A 21,214-nucleotide genomic window follows, 5' to 3' on the forward strand; every position below is an offset into this window, starting at 1 on the left:
GAGCAGGAAACTATGAAGTTATTTCATACAGCGGATTGGCATTTAGGAAAGCTCGTTCATGGCGTGTATATGACTGAAGATCAAAAGATTGTATTAGATCAGTTTGTACAAGCTGTTGAAGAAGAAAAACCAGATGCGGTAATTATTGCAGGGGATTTATATGACCGAGCAATTCCACCTACGGAAGCAGTAGACTTATTAAATGATGTTTTACAAAAAATAGTGATTGACTTACAAACACCAGTTATTGCGGTTGCTGGAAACCATGATAGTCCAGATCGTATTCATTTTGGAAGTAATTTAATGAAGAAACAAGGATTATTTATTGTGGGACAATTTCAATTTCCATATGAGCCAATTATATTAAATGATGAATATGGCGAGGTTCACTTCCATCTCGTTCCATATGCGGATCCAAGCATAGTTAGACATGTTTTGAAAAACGAAGACGTACGTTCTCATGATGATGCGATGCGTATTTTTATGAATGAGCTTTCTGAAACGATGGATAAAGAAGTAAGACACGTATTTGTTGGTCATGCATTTGTAACTTCTGCGGGAGAAGCGGAAGAGAATACAAGTGATGCAGAACGACCACTTTCAATTGGTGGTGCTGAATACGTAAATAGTCATTATTTTGATAAGTTTCATTACACAGCGCTTGGACATTTACATCAAGCGCATTTCGTACGTAATGAGACAATTCGATATTCAGGTTCTCCACTTGCATATTCTATTTCTGAAGAAAAACATAAAAAAGGATATTATATTGTGGAACTGGACGAGCAAGGTGAAGCAACAATTGAAAAAAGGTTACTTGCACCACGTCGTAAAATGCGAACAGTAGAAGCGAAAATAGATGAATTATTACAACATCCAGTAAGTGAAGATTACGTGTTTGTAAAATTATTAGACGAAAATCCTGTCTTGCAGCCAATGGAAAAAATACGCTCTGTATATCCAAATGCAATGCATGTTGAAAGATCTATTCAAAGACGAGAGTTCACAGAGTCAAATGAAGTAACTGTTTCAAGACATAAAACGGATGATTTATCGTTATTAAAGGCTTTTTATAAAGAAATGAAAGGCTTAGATTTATCAGAAGAGAAAGAACGTCTATTTGTAGAAGTACTACAAACAGTGCAAGAACGGGAAGGTGAACGAGGATGAGACCGATTCAGCTAATTATGACAGCATTTGGGCCATATAAACAGAAAGAAGTAATCGATTTTAACGATCTTGGAGATCATCGTATTTTCGCCATTTCTGGGAATACAGGAGCTGGAAAGACAACGATTTTTGATGCGATTTGTTATGTGTTATATGGTGAGGCAAGCGGAGAAGAACGTAGTGATACGAGCATGCTTCGCAGTCAATTTGCTGATGATAATATGTATACAAGTGTAGAACTAACCTTTCAGTTAAAAGGGAAACGTTATGAAATAAAACGACAACTTGGACATAAAAAACAAGGGAACAAGACAATTACGGGACATGCAGTAGAACTATATGAAGTGATTGATGAAGAAAATGTTCCAGCTGTTGATCGTTTCCATGTAACGGATGTAAATAAAAAAGTGGAAGATTTAATTGGTTTAAGTAAACATCAATTTAGCCAAATTGTTATGTTACCACAAGGGGAATTCCGAAAACTATTAACATCTGAGACAGAAAACAAAGAAGAAATTTTACGTCGAATTTTTAAAACGGATCGTTATAAGTTAATGCGTGAGTTACTTGATCAAAAACGAAAACAATGGAAAGACGTTTTACAAGAAAAGCAGAAAGAGCGAGAGTTATACTTCCGTAATGTTTTTAAATTACCAATCCGCGATGGAGCATTATTAGAGACATTAGTGGAACAAGAACATGTAAACACGCATCAAGTAGTAGAAGCATTAGAACAAGAAACAGCTGCGTATAAGGTAGAGGTTGAGCAATTACAACTAGAACAAGATGTTCAAACGAAGCAATTAAAAGATGCTGAAACTCGTTTTCATACAGCGAAATCTGTAAATGAGAAATTTATAGATTTACAACAAAAGAATGAGAAATATAATACTTTACAGGAAAATCGTACCGTTATTGAAATGAAAGAAACATCTTTTAAACGTGCGGAAGAAGCGAAGCGCTTATTACCATTTGAACAATGGTATGAAGAAGCAATGCAAAATGAGCAGAAGGCTGAAAGTTTGTTAAAACAAATAATCGCCAAAAAAGAAAATATAACGAGTAGCTTTGAACTTGCTCAGGAGAAATATGAAGCAGTAAAGAATAAAGAACCTGAGAGAGAAAATGCAAAAAAACTTGTTCAAAGATTAGAAGAGTTACAACCGATTATTGCATCATTGGCTGAGAAACAATTGAATTTAAAAAATGCAGAACTTCAAGTAGGGAAACTAAAAGAAAGTATGCAAAACTTAGATCGACAATTAGAGGAGCATACAAATCAAAAACAGCTAATGTCTGGTGAATTACAGCAATTAGAACGAGCACTTGAGCAATATGTAGCTAAAGTAGAAGAACTAACGAATATGCGAGAAGATGCAAAAGTTTTAAAGCAAGCATATGATGTTTGGCAAGAAAAACAAAAATTCGAGAACGAAAAAGAAGCGGCATACAATAAGATGCAAATGGCAGTGAACGCATATGAAAATATGGAACGCCGCTGGTTAAGTGAACAAGCTGGTATATTAGCTCTTCATTTACATGATGGTGGATCTTGTCCAGTATGCGGTAGTACGAACCATCCGAAAAAAGCTATAGAACAAAGTAATGCGATCGATGAAAAAGAGTTAAATGATTTAAGAGACAAGAAGAATATTGCTGAAAAGTTACATGTTCAATTAGAGGAGAAATGGAATTTCTATCATCTTCAATATGAGCAGGTAATAGAAGATGTTAAGAAGCGAGGCTATCGCTCGGAAGAATTAGTTGAAACATATAGTGCGCTTGTTCAAAAGGGAAAGCAATTAGCAACTGAAGTGAATACGTTAAAAGCAAGCGAAGAAACGCGTAAGCAAACTGCTGTGAATATAAAAAGCGTAGAAGAAAAAATAGATGCACTTCAAAAGCAAAAGCGTGAGGTAGAAACAGAGCAGCACCGTATAGAAATGGAGTGTATGCAGCTTCGTACGTCATATGAACATGATAAGAAAAATATTCCTGAAAACTTACAAACAGTCCAAGCTTGGAAAGTCCAGTTTGACCAAGCTATGCATGAACTCAAATTAATGGAGGACGAATGGAAGAAAGTGCAGGAAGCGTATCAACATTGGCAAAATGAAAATATACGAATTCAAGCAGAACAGGAAAGTGCTTCTAATCAATTTGAAAGTACAAAATTAAAGAAAGAAGAGACGTTTACGCGCTTTATGAAAGAGCTTGAACAGAGCGGATTTACAGATCAATCCACGTATAAAGAAGCTAAATTAAGTGATATTGAGATGGAGATGTTACAAAAAGAAATTCAAAGTTATTATTCATCTCTTGAAGTGCTTGCAAAACAAATTGAAGAGTTACATGCTGAATTAAAAGATAAAGAGTACATGGATATTACGGCGTTAGGTGAACACATAATAGAATTACAAATTAATCTCGATATAATAAAAGAAAAACGCCAACGTGCGCAAACTGCGGTAACATATATTTCTGATTTACATGAAAACATTAGACGAATTGATGAACAAATTCATGAGGAAGAAAAAGCTTTCCAAGAACTTGTTGATTTATATGAAGTAATGAAAGGTGATAACGAAAGCCGTATATCATTTGAACGTTACATCTTAATTGAGTATTTAGAACAAATTGTTCAAATTGCAAACGAACGATTACGTAAATTATCAAATGGACAATTTTATTTAAAACGAAGTGAACGAGTTGAGAAGAGAAATCGTCAAAGTGGATTAGGCTTAGATGTATACGACGCATATACAGGTCAAACACGCGATGTAAAAACATTATCTGGCGGTGAGAAATTTAATGCATCACTTTGTTTAGCGCTTGGAATGGCAGACGTCATTCAATCGTATGAAGGTGGTATTTCCATCGAAACGATGTTTATCGACGAAGGTTTTGGTTCATTAGATGAGGAGTCATTAACAAAAGCAGTTGACGCCTTAATTGACTTACAAAAATCAGGCCGATTTATCGGTGTTATTTCACACGTTCAAGAGCTGAAAAACGCAATGCCGGCTGTGTTAGAAGTAACGAAGCAGAAGGATGGGTGTAGTCAGACTAGGTTTGTGGTGAAGTAAGTTCAATTGTAATTCATGCACAAAGTATTGTTTGCGATTTTCTAGTAAAGAACTTATGAACAAACAAATGCCGTCTCTTTTTAGAGACGGCATTTGTTTGTTATTCAGAATTAAATAATTCACCTAAGAGTTATCTGTAGAAGGCGGTGTATTTTCCAAGCGATTATACGTTTTAAAGGCCGAAATTGCCGAGATAACACCACCGACTAAAAATAAAGCTGATCCACCGACCAATATGATACGACTGACATATGTTTCGTGCGCTTCTTCAACTTCTTCTTGTAACATTGTTGGCATTTGAAATCCCCCTAAACAACATTTATTTTGTAGATAGTATATACAAACGCCTAAAATATGTTAAAATCACTGGATAGTATTATGAGGATGTATATAGTTAGATGTGAATTGTTTGAAAAATCTTCATTACAAATTTATGCTAACTTCACATAGAGCACATATTAAAATTGTATTATGTATATGTACCAAATAAATAAAGTGAATTGTATTTCGTTCTGTTTTTAAAAATTTAAAATTCTATTATTTTTATATAAAGGTTTCACATCGGAGTTTTAAATATTTTGGAAATAGATCTAAATAAGAGGAATTCATATAAAAGGGGAATGTCTTATGACAACATATACGAATGAAATGAGAAAAAGTTTAGTTTCAGAAGAAGATGTAGATATTTTAAAAATCATGGCGCATCCAATCCGATTACAAATTGTAAATGAATTAAGTACGAGAAAAACTTGTAACGTAACACAATTAACAGAATTACTAAATATTCCACAATCGACTGTTTCGCAACATTTATCAAAAATGAAAGGTAAAGTGTTACGAGCTGAGCGAAGAGGTTTAGAAATTTATTATCATATTAATAATTTAAAAGCGAGTAAGATTGTAAGTGTTTTAGGATATATAAACTAATGAAGTGTTTTCATATAAAATAGCCGCTGCTGGTGAGCAGGGGCTATTTTTTGTTGTTTTATGTATTCGCATTTAAAATTTTATAGTTTTTATGATTTACAATTGTTCGATCAAATTCAAAAGTACCACCGCTTACATCTGTAATTTCAACTAAGACCGATTCAGTATAAAGTTTTAGTACAGATCCCGTAATTTTTAAATTATTTCGTTGAAAAAGTATAGTATCGCCTACGTTTGCTTTCATAGTACCTCCTCATTAAAGACAGAAATATTTTTTTATTATATATATTAAACCACGTAAAGCTATATTAGTGAATATTTAGTTTTATTTTTTTAAAAAATATTTGTTGTTTTATTGATAAATAAAACTAAAGTACATCGTAGTGTAAAAAGTGTTTTTTTCTGTTTGTATAGGAAAATCAAAATTTTGCAATCTAGCCATCATATAAATTGAGACATAATTTTTATAAAAGAAGATGATAAAACCGCTGTAAGTCGTATTGATGCAAAATATTATAATAGCTACTTACGTATTTAATAATTCGTTTTTTGTATTTCGACCTTCGTTTTCTGTAACTGATTCCATATTTTTGACGCTCTATCTTGTAAGTGCTTACATAATCAGGGACATCTTATACAATGAAGGTGTTAAATCAAATGAGGTGGCCAATATGAACATAAAAAAAGAAAATTTAGCGAATAGCATTGAAATAGAAAGAGGAGGCGGAATGATATGAAAAAATCAAATGTTAATCCATGGCTTGTTGTCCTTGGCACAGTCATAGTACAAATGGGACTTGGGACGATATATACATGGAGTTTATTCAATCAGCCTTTAGTTAGTAAATATGGTTGGAGTCTAAACGCTGTTGCTATAACTTTCTCAATTACTAGTCTTTCCTTAGCGTTTTCAACTTTATTTGCGAGTAAATTGCAAGAAAAGTGGGGACTTCGAAAACTTATTATGATAGCTGGACTAGCGTTAGGACTAGGATTAATACTTAGTTCACAAGCTTCCTCATTATTATTGCTTTATGTACTAGCAGGGGTTGTTGTAGGTTATGCAGATGGTACAGCATATATCACTTCACTATCCAATTTAATAAAGTGGTTTCCAAAGCGTAAAGGTTTAATTGCTGGTATTTCTGTCTCTGCATATGGTTCGGGTAGCTTAATCTTTAAATATATTAACGCACAGTTAATTGAATCAGTTGGTGTATCACAAGCGTTTATATACTGGGGTTTAATTGTTACAGCTATGATTGTCCTTGGCGCTTGTTTAATCCATCAAGCTGCAGATCAAGGAGCAGTTCATGAAACAAAAACTCAGGAATATACAACGAAAGAAATGTTAGGCACAAAACAAGTATACTTATTATTTATTATGTTATTTACATCATGTATGAGTGGCTTATACTTAATTGGTATGGTAAAAGACATTGGTGTTCAACTTGTAGGGCTTAGCGCAGCGACAGCAGCTAATGCGGTGGCTATGGTTGCAATCTTCAATACATTAGGTCGTATTATTTTAGGACCGTTATCAGATAAAATTGGCCGTTTAAAAATCGTTACTGGTACATTTGTTGTTATGGCAGCTTCAGTCTTGGTTTTAAGTTTCGTAGATTTAAATTATGGTATCTACTTCGTATGTGTAGCAAGCGTAGCGTTTTGCTTTGGTGGAAATATCACTATTTTCCCAGCTATCGTTGGTGATTTCTACGGTATGAAAAACCATAGTAAGAACTACGGAATTGTGTATCAAGGATTTGGATTTGGAGCACTTGCAGGTTCCTTTATCGGTGCTCTTCTAGGTGGATTCAAACCAACCTTCACGGTGATCGGTGTATTATGTGTCGTATCATTTGTTATCGCAATATTAATTCAAGCACCTAAGCAGAAAAAAGAAAAAGAAGAAGAGTATCGCAGTGTAGCATAAGTATATAAATCTTCTATCACACTATAAATACGAAAAAGCATCCTATTAAATAGGGTGCTTTTTTATGAATGGTTGTAACGAAGTTATATAATTTTTGGGATTTTTTGAGACAAAAAAGTTAGTGAAATACCAATTTGGATTATATTGGAATATTGAAAAATGATACATCATATTCGAAATACGAATTAAATCTTAAATTATAAACAAGACATACATTAGTAATTGCAAGATATATTTTATCGGTATTTTCAGAAAAATATTGAGAAAATATGTACTTGAGTTTTTGATAAGGCTTTGTAAATGAAGGTATCTACAGTTAATCTTCTACAAGTTTAAAAAGAGGGGGATGAATTAAATGTGTAATGTAAGTACTTATTAATGCTTTTAGATGTAATTGTATTGAGAATCACTAAAATGTTTTATCTGAAAAATAAAAATAGGTTGACAAGTTTATTGAGAAAGATTATCATTTCGGTGTAAGAATATTAAATGAAAAACATTATCAATGAATAATATTTTGATGAAAAGTACACTTGACCAATTAGTTTAGTAAGTGTATTATTTTTTACATCGATAATGATAATCGTTATCATTATTTGTTTAATTAGATTAATTTTCAAATGAAAGGATAGAGGAAATGAACATAGGGGAATTTGATAAGAAAACGGTTTTAGTAACTGGTGCAGCCCAAGGTATAGGTAGTGTTGTAGCAAACATGTTTTTAGAAAGAGGAGCTACAGTTATTGCGGCTGATCAAACTGAAGAGGGGTTAAACGTACTCTTAAATCAAAATGAATTAAATGAAACACGTGTGAAAACGTTTCGTTTAGATGTGAGTGATAGTGTCGCTGTTGAAGATATGGTAAAGAGTATTGAAAATGATATAGCACCGATAGATATATTAGTAAATGTTGCAGGAGTTTTACGTATGGGAGCAATTCACTCTTTAAGTGATGAAGATTGGAATAAAACATTCTCTGTAAATTCTACAGGAGTTTTCTATATGTGCCGAGCAGTAAGTAAATATATGATGCAAAGAAAGTCAGGGGCAATTGTTACAGTTGGTTCAAATGCAGCAAATACGCCCAGAATGGAGATGGCTGCGTATGCTGCATCAAAAGCTGCAACGACGATGTTTATGAAGTGTTTAGGATTGGAACTTGCAGCGTATAACATTCGCTGTAACTTAGTTTCTCCAGGTTCTACTGAAACTGAAATGCAAAGGTTACTATGGGCTGATGAGAATGGAGCAAAAAATATAATTGCGGGTTCTCAAGATACGTATAGACTCGGTATACCGTTACAAAAAATTGCACAGCCTTCAGAAGTTGCTGAAGCAGTATTGTTTTTAGCTTCAGATAAAGCGAGTCATATTACAATGCACAATTTATGTGTCGATGGCGGAGCTACATTAGGAGTTTAATAAAAAATTCAGGGGGTTACTATACTATGAATGAATTTACGGCTGTAAAGGAACTGTCAGAAAAATTACTAGAAGATTATAAGACTGAATCTTCATTCTTTTTTGCTTCACCAACTCGAACGATATTGACAGAAGGAGGATTTACTACAGTAAAGCATCGTGAAATTGAAAGTTTCCCAGAGCTTGTGCAAGCAGTATTACGTAATGCAAAACAAGCAGGAAATCCGAATCCTATCGTTGTCGGTGCCTTGCCATTTGATCGAAGAAAAGAAGTTCAACTTATCGTACCAGAATATAGTAGGATTTCCGAGTGTTTACAATTGGATACAACAAATCAGCTTGAAACACATGAGAACTTAACATTTGAAATGACGCCTGTACCAGATCCTGAAGTTTATATGAATGGTGTAAAGCAAGGGATTCAAAAAATAAAGGACGGCGATTTAAAGAAAATCGTTCTATCTAGATCGCTAGATGTTGAATCTTCCGAAAAGATTGATAAGCAAAAACTCCTTCGAGAATTAGCAGAGCATAATAAGCATGGTTATACATTTGCTGTGAATTTACCGGAAGATGAAAACGAGTGTAATAAGACATTAATTGGAGCAAGTCCTGAATTACTCGTTTCACGTAATGGTATGCAAGTTATTTCTAATCCGTTAGCTGGTTCAAGACCACGTAGTGATGATCCAGTAGAAGATAAGAGAAGAGCAGAGGAATTACTTTCTTCTCCGAAAGATTTACATGAACATGCGGTAGTAGTGGAAGCGGTTGCTGCTGCGCTTCGTCCATACTGTCATACATTACATGTTCCGGAAAAACCAGCCGTTATTCATAGTGAAGCGATGTGGCATTTGTCTACTGAAGTGAAAGGTGAACTAAAGGATCCAAATACTACTTCTTTGGAATTAGCAATTGCTCTTCATCCTACGCCAGCAGTTTGCGGTACGCCGATGGAAGAAGCGAGAGAGGCGATTCAAAAAATTGAGCCATTTGACCGTGAATTCTTTACAGGAATGCTAGGGTGGAGCGATTTAAATGGAGATGGTGAATGGATTGTTACAATTCGCTGTGCTGAAGTGCAGGAAAATACACTTCGATTATTTGCAGGAGCAGGAGTTGTTGCTGAGTCAAAACCAGAAGATGAGTTAGCAGAAACATCAGCTAAGTTCCAAACAATGCTGAAGGCTTTAGGATTAAGAGATAATTCGCTGAATCAAAAATAGGGGGAAGAAAGAATGTTAACAGGTTATACGGAATGGCCAGAAGAATTTGCAAATCGTTATCGAGAAGTAGGATGTTGGCCTGGAGAAACTTTTGGTTCGTTGTTAAGAGAACGTGCTGAAAAGCATGGAGATGAAATTGCGGTTGTAAGTGGTGATACGCAAATAACATATAGTGAGCTTGATAAAAAAGTAGATCGCTTAGCTGCAGGCTTACTGGATTTAGGAATAAAGCAAGAGGATCGAGTTGTAATCCAATTACCTAACATTATCGAGTTTTTCGAAATATGCTTTGCGCTATTTCGCATTGGGGCACTTCCTGTTTTTGCACTACCTTCACATCGAAGCAGTGAAATTAGTTATTTTTGCGAGTTTGGTGAGGCGAGTGCTTACGTTATTTCAGATAAGGCTCTCGGCTTTGATTACCGAAAACTAGCAAGAGAAGTAAAAGAAAAAGTGCCTACTTTACAACATGTAATCGTAGTAGGAGAAGAAGAAGAATTTGTGAGTATAAATGAACTTTACATGGATCCCGTTCCATTACCAGAAGTTCAGCCAAGTGATGTTGCGTTTCTCCAATTATCAGGAGGGACAACAGGACTTTCTAAATTAATTCCTAGAACACATGATGACTATATTTATAGTTTACGTGTTAGTGCTGAAATTTGTAATTTGAATGCAGATAGCGTCTATATGGCTGTTCTTCCAGTAGCACACAATTACCCGATGAGTTCGCCTGGTACATTTGGAACTTTCTATGCGGGTGGAAAAGTAGTGTTGGCAACTGGTGGTAGCCCAGATGAGGCATTTGCTCTTATAGAAAAAGAAAAAGTTACGATTACTGCTCTCGTTCCACCATTAGCAATGATTTGGCTTGATGCAGCTTCTTCTCGTAATAACGATTTATCGAGCTTAGAAGTGATTCAAGTAGGTGGTGCTAAGTTTAGCGCTGAGGTTGCAAAGCGCATACACCCTACATTTGGATGTACGTTACAGCAAGTGTTCGGTATGGCAGAAGGGTTAGTAAATTACACAAGATTAAATGATCCTGAAGAAATCATCATTCATACACAAGGGAGACCGATGTCTACATTCGATGAAGTAAGGGTCGTTGATGAAAATGATAACGATGTGAAACCTGGTGAAGTAGGTAGTTTATTAACACGAGGGCCATATACAATTCGTGGCTATTATAAAGCGGAAGAGCATAATGCAAGGTCATTTACTGAAGATGGATTTTATCGCACAGGTGATCTTGTAAAAGTAAATGAACAAGGTTACATCATTGTAGAAGGTAGAGATAAAGATCAAATTAACCGTGGTGGCGAGAAGGTTGCTGCTGAAGAAGTTGAAAATCATTTATTAGCACATGATGCAGTACATGATGTAGCCATTGTATCAATGCCTGATGATTATTTAGGGGAACGTACTTGTGCCTTTGTTATAGCTCGAGGACAAGCTCCAACAGTAAGCGAATTAAAAATGTTTTTAAGAGAACGGGGTATAGCGGCTTATAAGATTCCAGATCGAATTGAATTTATTGATTCATTCCCGCAAACAGGTGTTGGAAAGGTAAGCAAAAAAGAGTTACGTAAAGTCATTACTGAAAAACTTATTACGGTAAAACAATAAAAAATATAAAAATTGGAAGGAAGTGATTAGATGGCTATCCCATCTATTTCAGTATACAAAATGCCAGTTGAATCAGAACTACCAAAAAATAAAGTGAACTGGAAACCAGATCCGAAACGTGCGGTTCTTCTAATCCATGACATGCAAGAATATTTTCTTGATGCATATAGCGATAAAGAATCACCAAAAGTAGAACTTATTTCAAATATTAAGGTGATTAGAGAAAAATGTAAGGAACTTGGTATACCAGTTGTTTATACAGCACAACCAGGTGGACAAACGTTAGAACAACGAGGGTTATTACAAGATTTCTGGGGGGACGGTATTCCTGCTGGACCAGATAAAAAGAAAATTGTCGATGAACTTACTCCTGATGAGGATGATATATTCTTAACAAAATGGAGATATAGTGCATTTAAAAAGACAAATCTATTAGAAATCTTAAATAAACAGGGAAGAGATCAACTTATTATTTGCGGTATTTATGCGCATATCGGCTGCCTTTTAACAGCTTGCGAAGCATTTATGGATGGTATAGAGCCGTTCTTTGTAGCAGATGCAGTTGCTGATTTTTCATTAGAGCATCATAAACAAGCATTGGAGTATGCATCTAATAGATGTGCAGTAACGACATCAACAAACATACTGTTAAAAGATTTACAAAGTGTAAAAAGTGATGAGAGTGAAGGAATCACTATACAGGAAGTGCATGAACTAGTTGCACAACTACTTCGTGAGCCAGTAGTGAGTATTGATATTGATGAGGACTTACTAAATAGAGGACTTGATTCGGTCAGAATTATGAGTTTAGTAGAGAAGTGGCGTCGCGAAGGGAAAGAAATAACTTTTGCAGATTTAGCAGAACGTCCAACTGTTTCCGATTGGTACAGTTTACTATCTTCACAGACAGCACAGGTACTGTAACAAATAGACTACATAATAAAGGGGTAGTAAAGAATGCCTAATAGTCAAAAGCTTCGCCATTCGTTATCATCTGCGCAGACTGGTATGTGGTTTGCACAACAATTAGATCCGCTGAATCCGATTTATAATACTGGGGAATATGTTGAAATAAATGGAAATATTAATCAAGGAATTTTCGAATTAGCAGTACGTAAAGTTGTAATGGAAGTAGAAGCACTACATGTTCGTTTCGAAGAGGATGAAATTGGTCCGTCGCAAGTTATTGAGAAATCGTCAAATTTTCATATGCATTTTATTGACGTTCGTAAAGAAGAAGATCCTGAAGAGGCTGCTAAAGTATGGATGAAAAATGATTTATCTATGCCCGTGGATTTAAAAGAGGATAAATTATTTACTGAAGCACTTATTCAAGTGGAAAAAAATCGGTTCTTTTGGTATCAGCGCATCCATCACATTGTGATGGATGGCTATGGATTTTCACTTCTTAGCCAAAAGGTAGCGAGAGAGTATACAAAACTTATAGAAGAAACAAATAAGAAAGAGAAACCATTTGGTACTCTTTCAAAGATTGTACAAGAAGATATTGTATATCGTGAGTCGAAACAATTTCAGGAAGATCGTACTTTTTGGTTAGAGAAGTTTGCTGATGAACCAGAAGTTGTAAGTTTAGCAGAAAGAGCACCGAGAACATCAAATGGATTTTTACGGGAAACAGCTTATTTATCTAGTTCTAGTACGAAAACTTTACTAGAAGATATTAATGTTTCGTTAACAAGTTGGCCAGAATTCATTGTGGCTGTAACAAGTATTTATATACATAAGTTAACAGGTGCAAATGATATTGTTTTAGGTTTACCGATGATGGGGCGTCTAGGTAGTGCATCAATTCATACACCGAGTATGGTAATGAATTTAGTACCACTTCGTCTCACTGTAACTCCAAATATAACTATTACGGAATTATTACAGCAAGTTTCTAAAGAAATCCGAGACGTACGTCGTCATCATAAATATCGTCATGAGGAATTAAGAAGAGACTTAAAGTTACTAGGTGAAAATCAAAGGTTATTTGGGCCGTTAGTGAATGTTATGCCTTTTGATTACGGTCTTAACTTTGCTGGGAATCGTGGTATTACACATAATTTATCAGCAGGACCTGTCGATGATTTATCGATAAATGTTTATAAACGTTTCGATGAAAATGAGCTAATGATTCATTTTGATGCGAACCCGGAAGTATATAATGGCTCGGAACTAGCATTGCATAAAGAAAGATTTATGAATGTATTAGAATTAGTGATAAATGATTATGAAAAAGGCGCGTCGATTGGAAGTATAAACATTACTCTTCCTGAAGAAAATCAAAAAGTTTTATTCGAATGGAATGAAACTAAAGAAGCGGAAGAGTTAATTTCTCTACCTATATTATTTGAAAAACAAGTACAAAAAAATCCAAATAAAATAGCAGTTACTTGTAATGGAATAAATCTTACGTATAAAGAGCTAAATGAACGAGCGAATGAACTAGCACACTATTTAGTAGAAGAAGGAATAGGGTCAAATCAGTTTGTAGCTTTAGTATTTCCAAGATCAACGGAAATGGTAGTTAGTATGCTAGCAGTATTAAAGGCTGGTGCAGCGTATTTACCGATAGATCCAGAATATCCAGCCGAGCGAATAAATTATATAGTAAATGATGCAAAACCAGCTTGTATTATAACGCATTTATCGGTTGCATCAACTTTAGTTATAGAAAATGATATAAAAAAGATCGAATTAAATAGTGAAAAAATGCAACTAGCGTTAAACACATATTCTCATATGAATCTACCATTTAGAAATGAAGAATCACTTTTAAAGCCTGCGTATACAATTTACACTTCAGGCTCAACTGGCAATCCAAAAGGTGTAATTGTTCCTATGAAAGCTTTAAGTAACTTTTTATTGTCCATGGATGATATGTTTTCATTACATGAAAATGATCATTTATTAGCAGTTACAACATTTGCGTTTGATATTTCTGCTCTAGAGATTTATTTACCTCTTGTTAGTGGTGCAAGTATAACAATCGCTCCAAAAGAGGTGATTCAAGAGCCTTCGGCGTTAACGGCATTGTTACAAGAAGAAAGAGTGACAATTATGCAAGCTACACCGACACTATGGCAGGCGTTAGTAACTGAATATCCAGAGAGGCTACAAGGACTAAATGTGCTCGTTGGTGGTGAAGCGCTTCCGGCCCATTTAGCAAATACATTAAAAGAATTAGGTTGCTCTATTACAAATTTATATGGACCAACTGAAACGACTATTTGGTCTACTTTCATGAACATCGATGAAAGGGAAAGTGGTATACCTCCTATTGGAAAGCCAATTTGGAGTACAGATGTGTATGTATTAGATGCAGGTTTACAACCAGTACCACCTGGAGTAATTGGTGAATTATATATTGCAGGGGAAGGGCTTGCGAACGGATATTTAGGAAAACCAGAGTTAACGGCTGAACGGTTTGTTGCAGATCCTTATGGAAAACCAGGGAAGCGCATGTACCGCACAGGTGATCTGGTAAAATGGCGTAACGATGGAGTGTTAGAGTACATGAGCCGCGCAGATCATCAAATTAAAATTCGTGGTTTCCGAATTGAATTAGCTGAAATTGAAATGGTATTACAACGACATGAATATATTCAACAAGCGGTAGTAATGGTACGAGAAGATCGCCCAAATGATAAACGAATCATTGCGTATATCGTTGCCGAAGGGAGTGAAGGGATTAACCTTTCAGAAATTCGTTCTTATGTTTCAGAAAGTTTAGCGAATTATATGGTGCCATCGGCATTTGTTGTGCTAGAAGAATTACCATTAACGCCAAATGGTAAGGTTGATAGAAAGAAATTACCTGCTCCTGATTTTAATGAAATGAATAAGGAGAGAGTTGCTAGAAATCCGAAAGAAGAAATATTATGTGATTTATTTGCAGAAGTACTTGGTGTTTCTCGCATTAGTATTGATGATAATTTTTTTGAAATGGGTGGCCATTCGCTTCTTGCATCTCGTCTAATGGCAAGAATCCGTGAAACGTTAAGTGTTGAATTAGGAATTGGAAAACTATTTGAATCGCCAACTGTTGCTGAACTTGCGAAACAATTGGATCAAGCAAAAACTGCAAGACCAGCTATTAAGAAAGTAAGTAGACCAAATGAAGTTCCACTTTCATTTGCGCAGCGCAGGTTATGGTTCTTAAATTGTTTAGAAGGTCCAAGTCCTACTTATAATATTCCATTAGTCATTCGTATTTCTGGAAAGTTGAACGAGGAATCATTGCAAGGTGCTTTTTATGATGTAGTTGAGAAACATGAAACGCTTAGAACGATTTTCCCTAACGTATTAGGTAGTTCCTATCAGAAAATTTTAGATATGGAAAATTTAAATCTAGAGATGATAATAACAAAAACATGTAAAGATGAATTAGAAAGTGTGCTTGTAGAGGCGGTAAGATATAGTTTTAACCTTGATGTTGAACCAGCAGTTCGTCTGCAACTATTTACAGTGAATGAAAACGAACATGTATTACTAATTCTATTGCACCATATTGTAGGGGATGGCTGGTCATTACAACCGTTAACGAGAGATTTTACAGCGGCATATAAAGCACGATGTCAAGGTAACAGAGTTCAGTTAGAGACACTTCCAGTTCAATACGCAGATTATGCACTTTGGCAACAACAGTTGCTTGGTGATGAAACTACACAAGAGAGTCTTATTTCAACACAATTAGAGTTTTGGAAGAAAGAGCTAGAAGGTTTACCAGATCAGCTGGAGTTACCTACAGATTACCAGCGTCCAATTGAAACGAGTTATCGCGGAGAAACAATTCATTTTCAAATAGATGCGGGTATGCATAGTAGGTTAGTAGAGCTTGCACGGAAAAACGGAGTTAGTTTGTTTATGGTGTTGCAAGCAGGACTTAGTGCGCTATTTACAAGATTAGGTGCAGGTACTGATATACCAATCGGTAGTCCGATTGCTGGAAGAAACGATGATGCACTCACTGACATAGTTGGTTTATTTGTAAATACATTAGTGTTACGTACAAATACATCAGGAGATCCAAGTTTTAAAGAATTATTAAATAGAGTGAAGCAGTCAAATCTTGCAGCTTATGAAAATCAAGATGTTCCATTTGAACGACTCGTTGAAGTGTTAAACCCAGTACGTACTCGAAATAGTCATCCGCTGTTTCAAGTTATGTTAGCTTTCCAAAATACGCCAGAAGCAACGTTTGATGCTCCGGATATAGAAGCGAACCTTGAAATTCAAAGCGTTGGTTCTGCGAAATTTGATCTAACATTTGAAATTAGCGAGAGTAACGGAGTTGATGGTACGCCAGACGGCTTAAACGGGTTACTAGAATTTAGTACGGATTTATATAAACGTGAAACGATTCAAAAATTGATTGAACGATTCATTTTGTTATTGGCTGATGCAGCGAAACATCCGGATCAATCAATTGGCACATTAGAAATATTAACTTTAGCAGAGAAAAATACAGTGTTAGAAAAGTGGAATGGTGGTTTTCAAATTGTACCAGAAATGACATTGCCACAATTATTTGAAAAGCAGGCTCATATAAATCCAAATTCTATTGCTGTCGTCTTTGAAGATGAAAAGTTAACTTATGAAGAGTTGAATAAAAAAGCGAATAAAATAGCTCGATTGCTAATTGCAAAAGGAGTTGGCCCTGATCAACTCGTTGCTTTAGCGATGCCGAGATCTTTAAATATGGTTGTAAGCTTACTAGCTGTTCTGAAAGCTGGTGCGGGATACCTTCCGTTAGATCCGGATTATCCGTCAGATCGTATTTCATTTATGCTCCACGATGCGAAACCATCATGTGTTTTAACAAATTCAGATGTGGAAATTGAATGTGATGAGGAACTGAAAATTTTAGTTGATGATGTGAAAGTAATAGGGGAAATTGAGAAATATAGTGAAGACAATATTGATGAAATGGAGCTCATGAAGCAGTTATCTCCTTCCCACATTGCGTATGTTATTTATACATCAGGCTCAACTGGTAGACCGAAAGGCGTTATGATACCTCATCAAAATGTAGTAAGACTTTTAGGCGCAACTGATCATTGGTTCCAATTTGACGAGAACGATGTATGGACAATGTTTCATTCATATGCTTTTGATTTCTCGGTTTGGGAAATTTGGGGACCTTTATTATATGGTGGGCGTTTAGTCGTAGTACCACATACTGTAAGTCGCTCACCGAAAGAATTTTTACAACTTCTTGTTAAAGAAAAGGTAACTGTTTTAAACCAAACTCCATCAGCGTTCTATCAATTGATGCAAGCAGATCGTGAAAATGAAGAAATTGGCCAAAAATTATCTTTACGATATGTTGTTTTTGGAGGAGAAGCACTTGAGCTAAGTCGATTAGAAGATTGGTATAGTCGACATTCTCATAACGCACCAAAACTTATTAATATGTACGGTATTACGGAGACGACAGTACATGTTAGTTATATTGAATTAGATGAAACAATCGTCTCTTTACGAGCAAATAGTTTAATTGGGTGTAGTATACCTGATCTTAAAGTGTATGTGTTAGACAACTATTTACAACCGGTGCCACCTGGAGTAGTTGGAGAAATGTATGTTGCAGGTGCAGGGCTTGCTCGTGGATATTTAGGAAGAGCAGGTTTAACTGCAGAACGTTTTATTGCAGATCCATTTGGTAAGCCAGGTACAAGAATGTATCGTACTGGAGACTTAGCACGTTGGCGTCAAGATGGGACGCTAGATTATATAGGACGTGCAGATCATCAAATAAAAATTCGTGGATTCCGAATTGAATTAGGGGAAATAGAAGCGGTAATAATGAAACATCCTAAAGTTGAGCAAGTAGCTGTTATTGTACGGGAAGATCAACCAGGGGATAAACGGTTAGTTTCTTATATCGTTGCATTAAATAATGAAATGATTGATACGAATGAAATGCGTAAGTATGCTGGAGGTAGTTTACCAGATTACATGGTTCCATACGCTTTTGTAGTAGTAAATGAGTTGCCTTTAACTCCAAACGGTAAATTAGATAGAAAGGCATTGCCGGCTCCAGAATTTATCGCATCATCTTCTAGTCGTGGACCAAGAACACCGCAAGAAGAAATGTTATGTGACTTGTTTACAGAAGTTTTAAGTGTGCCGCAAATTGGAATTGATGACGGATTCTTTGATCTAGGTGGCCATTCACTTCTTGCAGTGCAGCTTATGAGTCGTATTAAAGAAGCACTTGGGGTTGAACTAAATATCGGAACTTTATTTGCCGCACCTACTGTTGCGGGTCTTGCTGAAAGACTTGAGGTCGGAAATGGACAAAGTGCACTTGATGTGTTGCTTCCATTACGAGCAAGCGGAGAACAACTACCACTATTTTGTGTACACCCAGCAGGTGGATTAAGTTGGTGCTATGCAGGACTTATGAAATCTTTAGGGACAGATTATCCAATCTACGGTGTCCAAGCACGTGGTATCGCTAAAAATGAAGAACTTCCAAGAAGTTTAGAGGAGATGGCGGCGGATTATTTAAAACACGTTCGTGAAGTACAGCCTCACGGACCATATCGGTTACTCGGTTGGTCGCTCGGAGGAAATGTTGTTCATGCAATGGCGGCGCAACTGCAAAATGAAGGAGAAGAAGTAGAATTACTCGTTATGTTAGATTCTTATCCAGGTCACTTCTTACCGAATACGGAAGCACCTACTGAAGAAGAAGCGTTAATCGCATTACTTGCTTTAGGCGGATACGATCCAGATAATATGGATGGTAAACCACTTACGATGGAAAGTGCAGTAGAAATACTTCGTAAAGATGGTAGTGCATTAGCAAGTCTTGAAGAAGAGACTATTTTGAACTTGAAAGAAACATATGTAAATTCGGTAGGATTGTTAGGGAAATATGTACCGAAAGTTTATAACGGAGATATTTTATTCTTTAGATCTACTGTTATACCAGACTGGTTTGATCCTATCTCTCCAAATACGTGGCTAAATTATTTAGATGGGCAAATTGTGCAACACGATATTGATTGTAGACATAAAGATTTATGTCAACCAGGACCACTTACAGAAATTGGACAAGTATTAGCGAAATATTTGCAGAATAAGAAAGGGGTAAGTACAGTATGACGAATCCGTTTGAAAATGATAATTACACATACAAAGTATTAAAAAATGAGGAGGGCCAGTATTCTCTCTGGCCTGTCTTTCTTGATGTACCTATTGGTTGGAATGTCGTACATGAAGAGGCTAGTAGGAATGATTGTTTACAATATGTTGAAAATAACTGGAAAGATTTGAATCCAAAAAGTAATCAAGTTGGCGAAAAAATATTAGTAGGAAAACGATAATGAAGGCAAAAATAAATCCAAAAATAGTTGTAAGTATCGTATATATAACAGCGATGTTTATGGCTGCGATGGATGCAACGATTGTGAATGTAGCACTCCAAACAATAAGTAAAGAACTACAAGTGCCTCCATCTGCAATGGGGACGGTTAATGTTGGGTATTTAGTTAGCTTAGCTGTTTTCCTTCCGATTTCTGGTTGGTTAGGAGATCGCTTCGGTACGAAAAGGGTATTTCTAACTGCTCTTTTCGTATTTACAACTGCGTCTGTATTATGTGGAATAGCGAACGATATTACTTTATTGAATATTTTTCGTATCATTCAAGGTGCTGGCGGGGGGCTTTTAACGCCAGTTGGGATGGCGATGTTATTCCGAACATTCTCACCAGAGGAAAGGCCGAAAATTTCACGGTTTATTGTGTTGCCAATTGCTGTCGCACCGGCAGTAGGACCAATTATTGGCGGTTTCTTTGTAGATCAAATGTCTTGGCGCTGGGCATTTTATATTAATGTACCGTTTGGAATCTTAGCGTTACTATTCGGTCTTCTATTTTTAAAAGAGCATATTGAAAAATCAGCTGGTCGCTTTGATTCTCTCGGTTTTGTTCTTTCAGCACCAGGATTTGCGATGCTTATTTATGCACTTAGCCAAGGACCATCAAAAGGCTGGGTTTCTCCAGAAATTATGAGTACTGGGATAGCTGGGATTGTACTCATTACATTGTTCATCATTGTAGAACTTAGAGTAAAGCAACCGATGTTAGATTTACGCTTATTAAAAGAACCAGTCTTTAGAAAAATGAGTCTTATTTCATTGTTTTCATCCGCTGGTTTACTAGGAATGTTATTTGTTTTTCCACTTATGTATCAAAATGTAATAGGAGTTTCCGCATTGGAATCAGGTCTTACGACATTCCCAGAGGCGATTGGGTTAATGATATCGTCACAGATTGTCCCATGGTCATATAAGAAATTAGGAGCTCGAAAGGTAATTTCTATTGGACTAATTTGTACGGCGATTATTTTTGTTTTATTAAGTTTTGTAAATCACGATACGAACCCATGGCAAATTCGGGCATTATTGTTTGGTATCGGTATTTTCTTAGGTCAGTCTGTTGGAGCAGTTCAATTTTCGGCATTTAATAATATCACGCCACCTTCTATGGGGAGAGCTACGACTATATTTAATGTGCAAAATCGATTAGGTTCAGCGATAGGAGTTGCAGTTTTAGCTAGTATACTAGCCGGTTTTGGAAATAATAGTGTACAAAATAATGCTCAGTCAGATTTTTTACCATATCAAGCTGCATTAATTGGATCAGCAATATTTTTACTTGTAGCATTACTATTTTCTTTACGTATTTCTGATAAAGAGGTAATGGCAAAGAAGAAGAAAAAGCCGTTACCTGTATTACAAAAAGAGAAAGAAGCTGTAAACGAATAAGTTAATAGCATGATAATATTTTTGAAATAAAGTGAT

At 35.8% G+C, this 21,214-nt stretch carries 13 protein-coding genes; 11 read left to right on the forward strand and 2 right to left on the reverse strand.

The annotated features are described in order from the left end of the window. The first annotated feature begins 12 nt into the window (after positions 1–12). Both DN393_RS02915 and DN393_RS02920 read left to right on the forward strand, forming a co-directional pair. On the forward strand, positions 13–1,170 hold the full coding sequence (locus DN393_RS02915) for an exonuclease SbcCD subunit D (protein ID WP_064477293.1): 1,158 nt from the start codon (positions 13–15) through the stop codon (positions 1,168–1,170). Then, positions 1,167–4,256 carry an AAA family ATPase gene (locus DN393_RS02920; RefSeq protein WP_103655316.1) on the forward strand — a complete coding sequence of 1,030 codons (3,090 nt, stop codon included), beginning with the start codon at positions 1,167–1,169 and terminating at the stop codon, positions 4,254–4,256. Before DN393_RS02915 ends, DN393_RS02920 begins: the two co-directional genes overlap by 4 nt. Before the next feature lie 123 nt (positions 4,257–4,379). Here the strand turns inward: DN393_RS02920 and DN393_RS31355 are convergent, their stop codons facing one another. Then, positions 4,380–4,553, reverse strand: coding sequence for a hypothetical protein (locus DN393_RS31355; RefSeq protein WP_064477291.1), 174 nt, complete (start codon positions 4,551–4,553; stop codon positions 4,380–4,382). Positions 4,554–4,883: 330 nt separating this feature from the next. Between DN393_RS31355 and DN393_RS02925 the strand changes: the two genes are divergently transcribed. Further along, positions 4,884–5,183, forward strand: a complete 300-nt coding sequence (locus DN393_RS02925) for an ArsR/SmtB family transcription factor (RefSeq protein ID WP_064477290.1) — start codon at positions 4,884–4,886, stop codon at positions 5,181–5,183. A 58-nt stretch (positions 5,184–5,241) separates the two neighbouring features. Here the strand turns inward: DN393_RS02925 and DN393_RS02930 are convergent, their stop codons facing one another. Further along, a complete protein-coding gene (locus tag DN393_RS02930; RefSeq protein ID WP_000646787.1) occupies positions 5,242–5,427 on the reverse strand; it encodes a YkvS family protein in 186 nt (61 codons plus the stop codon). A 489-nt stretch (positions 5,428–5,916) separates the two neighbouring features. Here DN393_RS02930 and DN393_RS02940 point away from each other — a divergent pair, with 489 nt between their 5' ends. From DN393_RS02940 to DN393_RS02975, 8 genes are all read left to right on the forward strand, one after another. Next, on the forward strand, positions 5,917–7,119 hold the full coding sequence (locus DN393_RS02940) for an L-lactate MFS transporter (RefSeq protein WP_064477288.1): 1,203 nt from the start codon (positions 5,917–5,919) through the stop codon (positions 7,117–7,119). 637 nt (positions 7,120–7,756) lie between these two features. Beyond that, positions 7,757–8,542, forward strand: coding sequence for a 2,3-dihydro-2,3-dihydroxybenzoate dehydrogenase (gene dhbA / locus DN393_RS02945; RefSeq protein ID WP_064477287.1), 786 nt, complete (start codon positions 7,757–7,759; stop codon positions 8,540–8,542). A gap of 26 nt (positions 8,543–8,568) precedes the next feature. Beyond that, a complete protein-coding gene (gene dhbC, locus DN393_RS02950; RefSeq protein WP_098102828.1) occupies positions 8,569–9,768 on the forward strand; it encodes an isochorismate synthase DhbC in 1,200 nt (399 codons plus the stop codon). A gap of 12 nt (positions 9,769–9,780) precedes the next feature. Continuing rightward, entirely contained in the window at positions 9,781–11,397 is a 1,617-nt protein-coding gene (locus DN393_RS02955) for a (2,3-dihydroxybenzoyl)adenylate synthase (RefSeq protein ID WP_088046890.1), read from the forward strand. A gap of 30 nt (positions 11,398–11,427) precedes the next feature. Further along, positions 11,428–12,321: an isochorismatase family protein gene (locus DN393_RS02960; protein ID WP_064477284.1), complete on the forward strand. Its 894-nt coding sequence runs from the start codon at positions 11,428–11,430 to the stop codon at positions 12,319–12,321. A gap of 33 nt (positions 12,322–12,354) precedes the next feature. Then, positions 12,355–19,515: an amino acid adenylation domain-containing protein gene (locus DN393_RS02965; protein WP_149173306.1), complete on the forward strand. Its 7,161-nt coding sequence runs from the start codon at positions 12,355–12,357 to the stop codon at positions 19,513–19,515. Then, the gene (locus DN393_RS02970; protein WP_000184070.1) at positions 19,512–19,736 is read left to right on the forward strand and encodes an MbtH family protein; all 225 of its coding nucleotides are present in this window, start codon (positions 19,512–19,514) and stop codon (positions 19,734–19,736) included. The genes DN393_RS02965 and DN393_RS02970 overlap by 4 nt, the downstream gene beginning before the upstream one ends. Then, entirely contained in the window at positions 19,736–21,178 is a 1,443-nt protein-coding gene (locus DN393_RS02975; protein ID WP_149173307.1) for an MDR family MFS transporter, read from the forward strand. The genes DN393_RS02970 and DN393_RS02975 overlap by 1 nt, the downstream gene beginning before the upstream one ends. Positions 21,179–21,214: the final 36 nt, after the last annotated feature.

This window comes from Bacillus sp. BPN334 (assembly GCF_008368885.1).
GTDB classification, from domain to species: domain Bacteria; phylum Bacillota; class Bacilli; order Bacillales; family Bacillaceae_G; genus Bacillus_A; species Bacillus_A wiedmannii.

What these genes read in the sequence shown, in the direction of transcription:
- DN393_RS02915 (WP_064477293.1), top strand. Translation starts at nt 13, where the DNA reads ATGAAGTTATTTCATACAGCGGATTGGCATTTAGGAAAGCTCGTTCAT.
- DN393_RS02920 (WP_103655316.1), top strand. Translation starts at nt 1,167, where the DNA reads ATGAGACCGATTCAGCTAATTATGACAGCATTTGGGCCATATAAACAG.
- DN393_RS31355 (WP_064477291.1), bottom strand. Translation starts at nt 4,553, where the DNA reads ATGCCAACAATGTTACAAGAAGAAGTTGAAGAAGCGCACGAAACATAT.
- DN393_RS02925 (WP_064477290.1), top strand. Translation starts at nt 4,884, where the DNA reads ATGACAACATATACGAATGAAATGAGAAAAAGTTTAGTTTCAGAAGAA.
- DN393_RS02930 (WP_000646787.1), bottom strand. Translation starts at nt 5,427, where the DNA reads ATGAAAGCAAACGTAGGCGATACTATACTTTTTCAACGAAATAATTTA.
- DN393_RS02940 (WP_064477288.1), top strand. Translation starts at nt 5,917, where the DNA reads ATGAAAAAATCAAATGTTAATCCATGGCTTGTTGTCCTTGGCACAGTC.
- dhbA (WP_064477287.1), top strand. Translation starts at nt 7,757, where the DNA reads ATGAACATAGGGGAATTTGATAAGAAAACGGTTTTAGTAACTGGTGCA.
- dhbC (WP_098102828.1), top strand. Translation starts at nt 8,569, where the DNA reads ATGAATGAATTTACGGCTGTAAAGGAACTGTCAGAAAAATTACTAGAA.
- DN393_RS02955 (WP_088046890.1), top strand. Translation starts at nt 9,781, where the DNA reads ATGTTAACAGGTTATACGGAATGGCCAGAAGAATTTGCAAATCGTTAT.
- DN393_RS02960 (WP_064477284.1), top strand. Translation starts at nt 11,428, where the DNA reads ATGGCTATCCCATCTATTTCAGTATACAAAATGCCAGTTGAATCAGAA.
- DN393_RS02965 (WP_149173306.1), top strand. Translation starts at nt 12,355, where the DNA reads ATGCCTAATAGTCAAAAGCTTCGCCATTCGTTATCATCTGCGCAGACT.
- DN393_RS02970 (WP_000184070.1), top strand. Translation starts at nt 19,512, where the DNA reads ATGACGAATCCGTTTGAAAATGATAATTACACATACAAAGTATTAAAA.
- DN393_RS02975 (WP_149173307.1), top strand. Translation starts at nt 19,736, where the DNA reads ATGAAGGCAAAAATAAATCCAAAAATAGTTGTAAGTATCGTATATATA.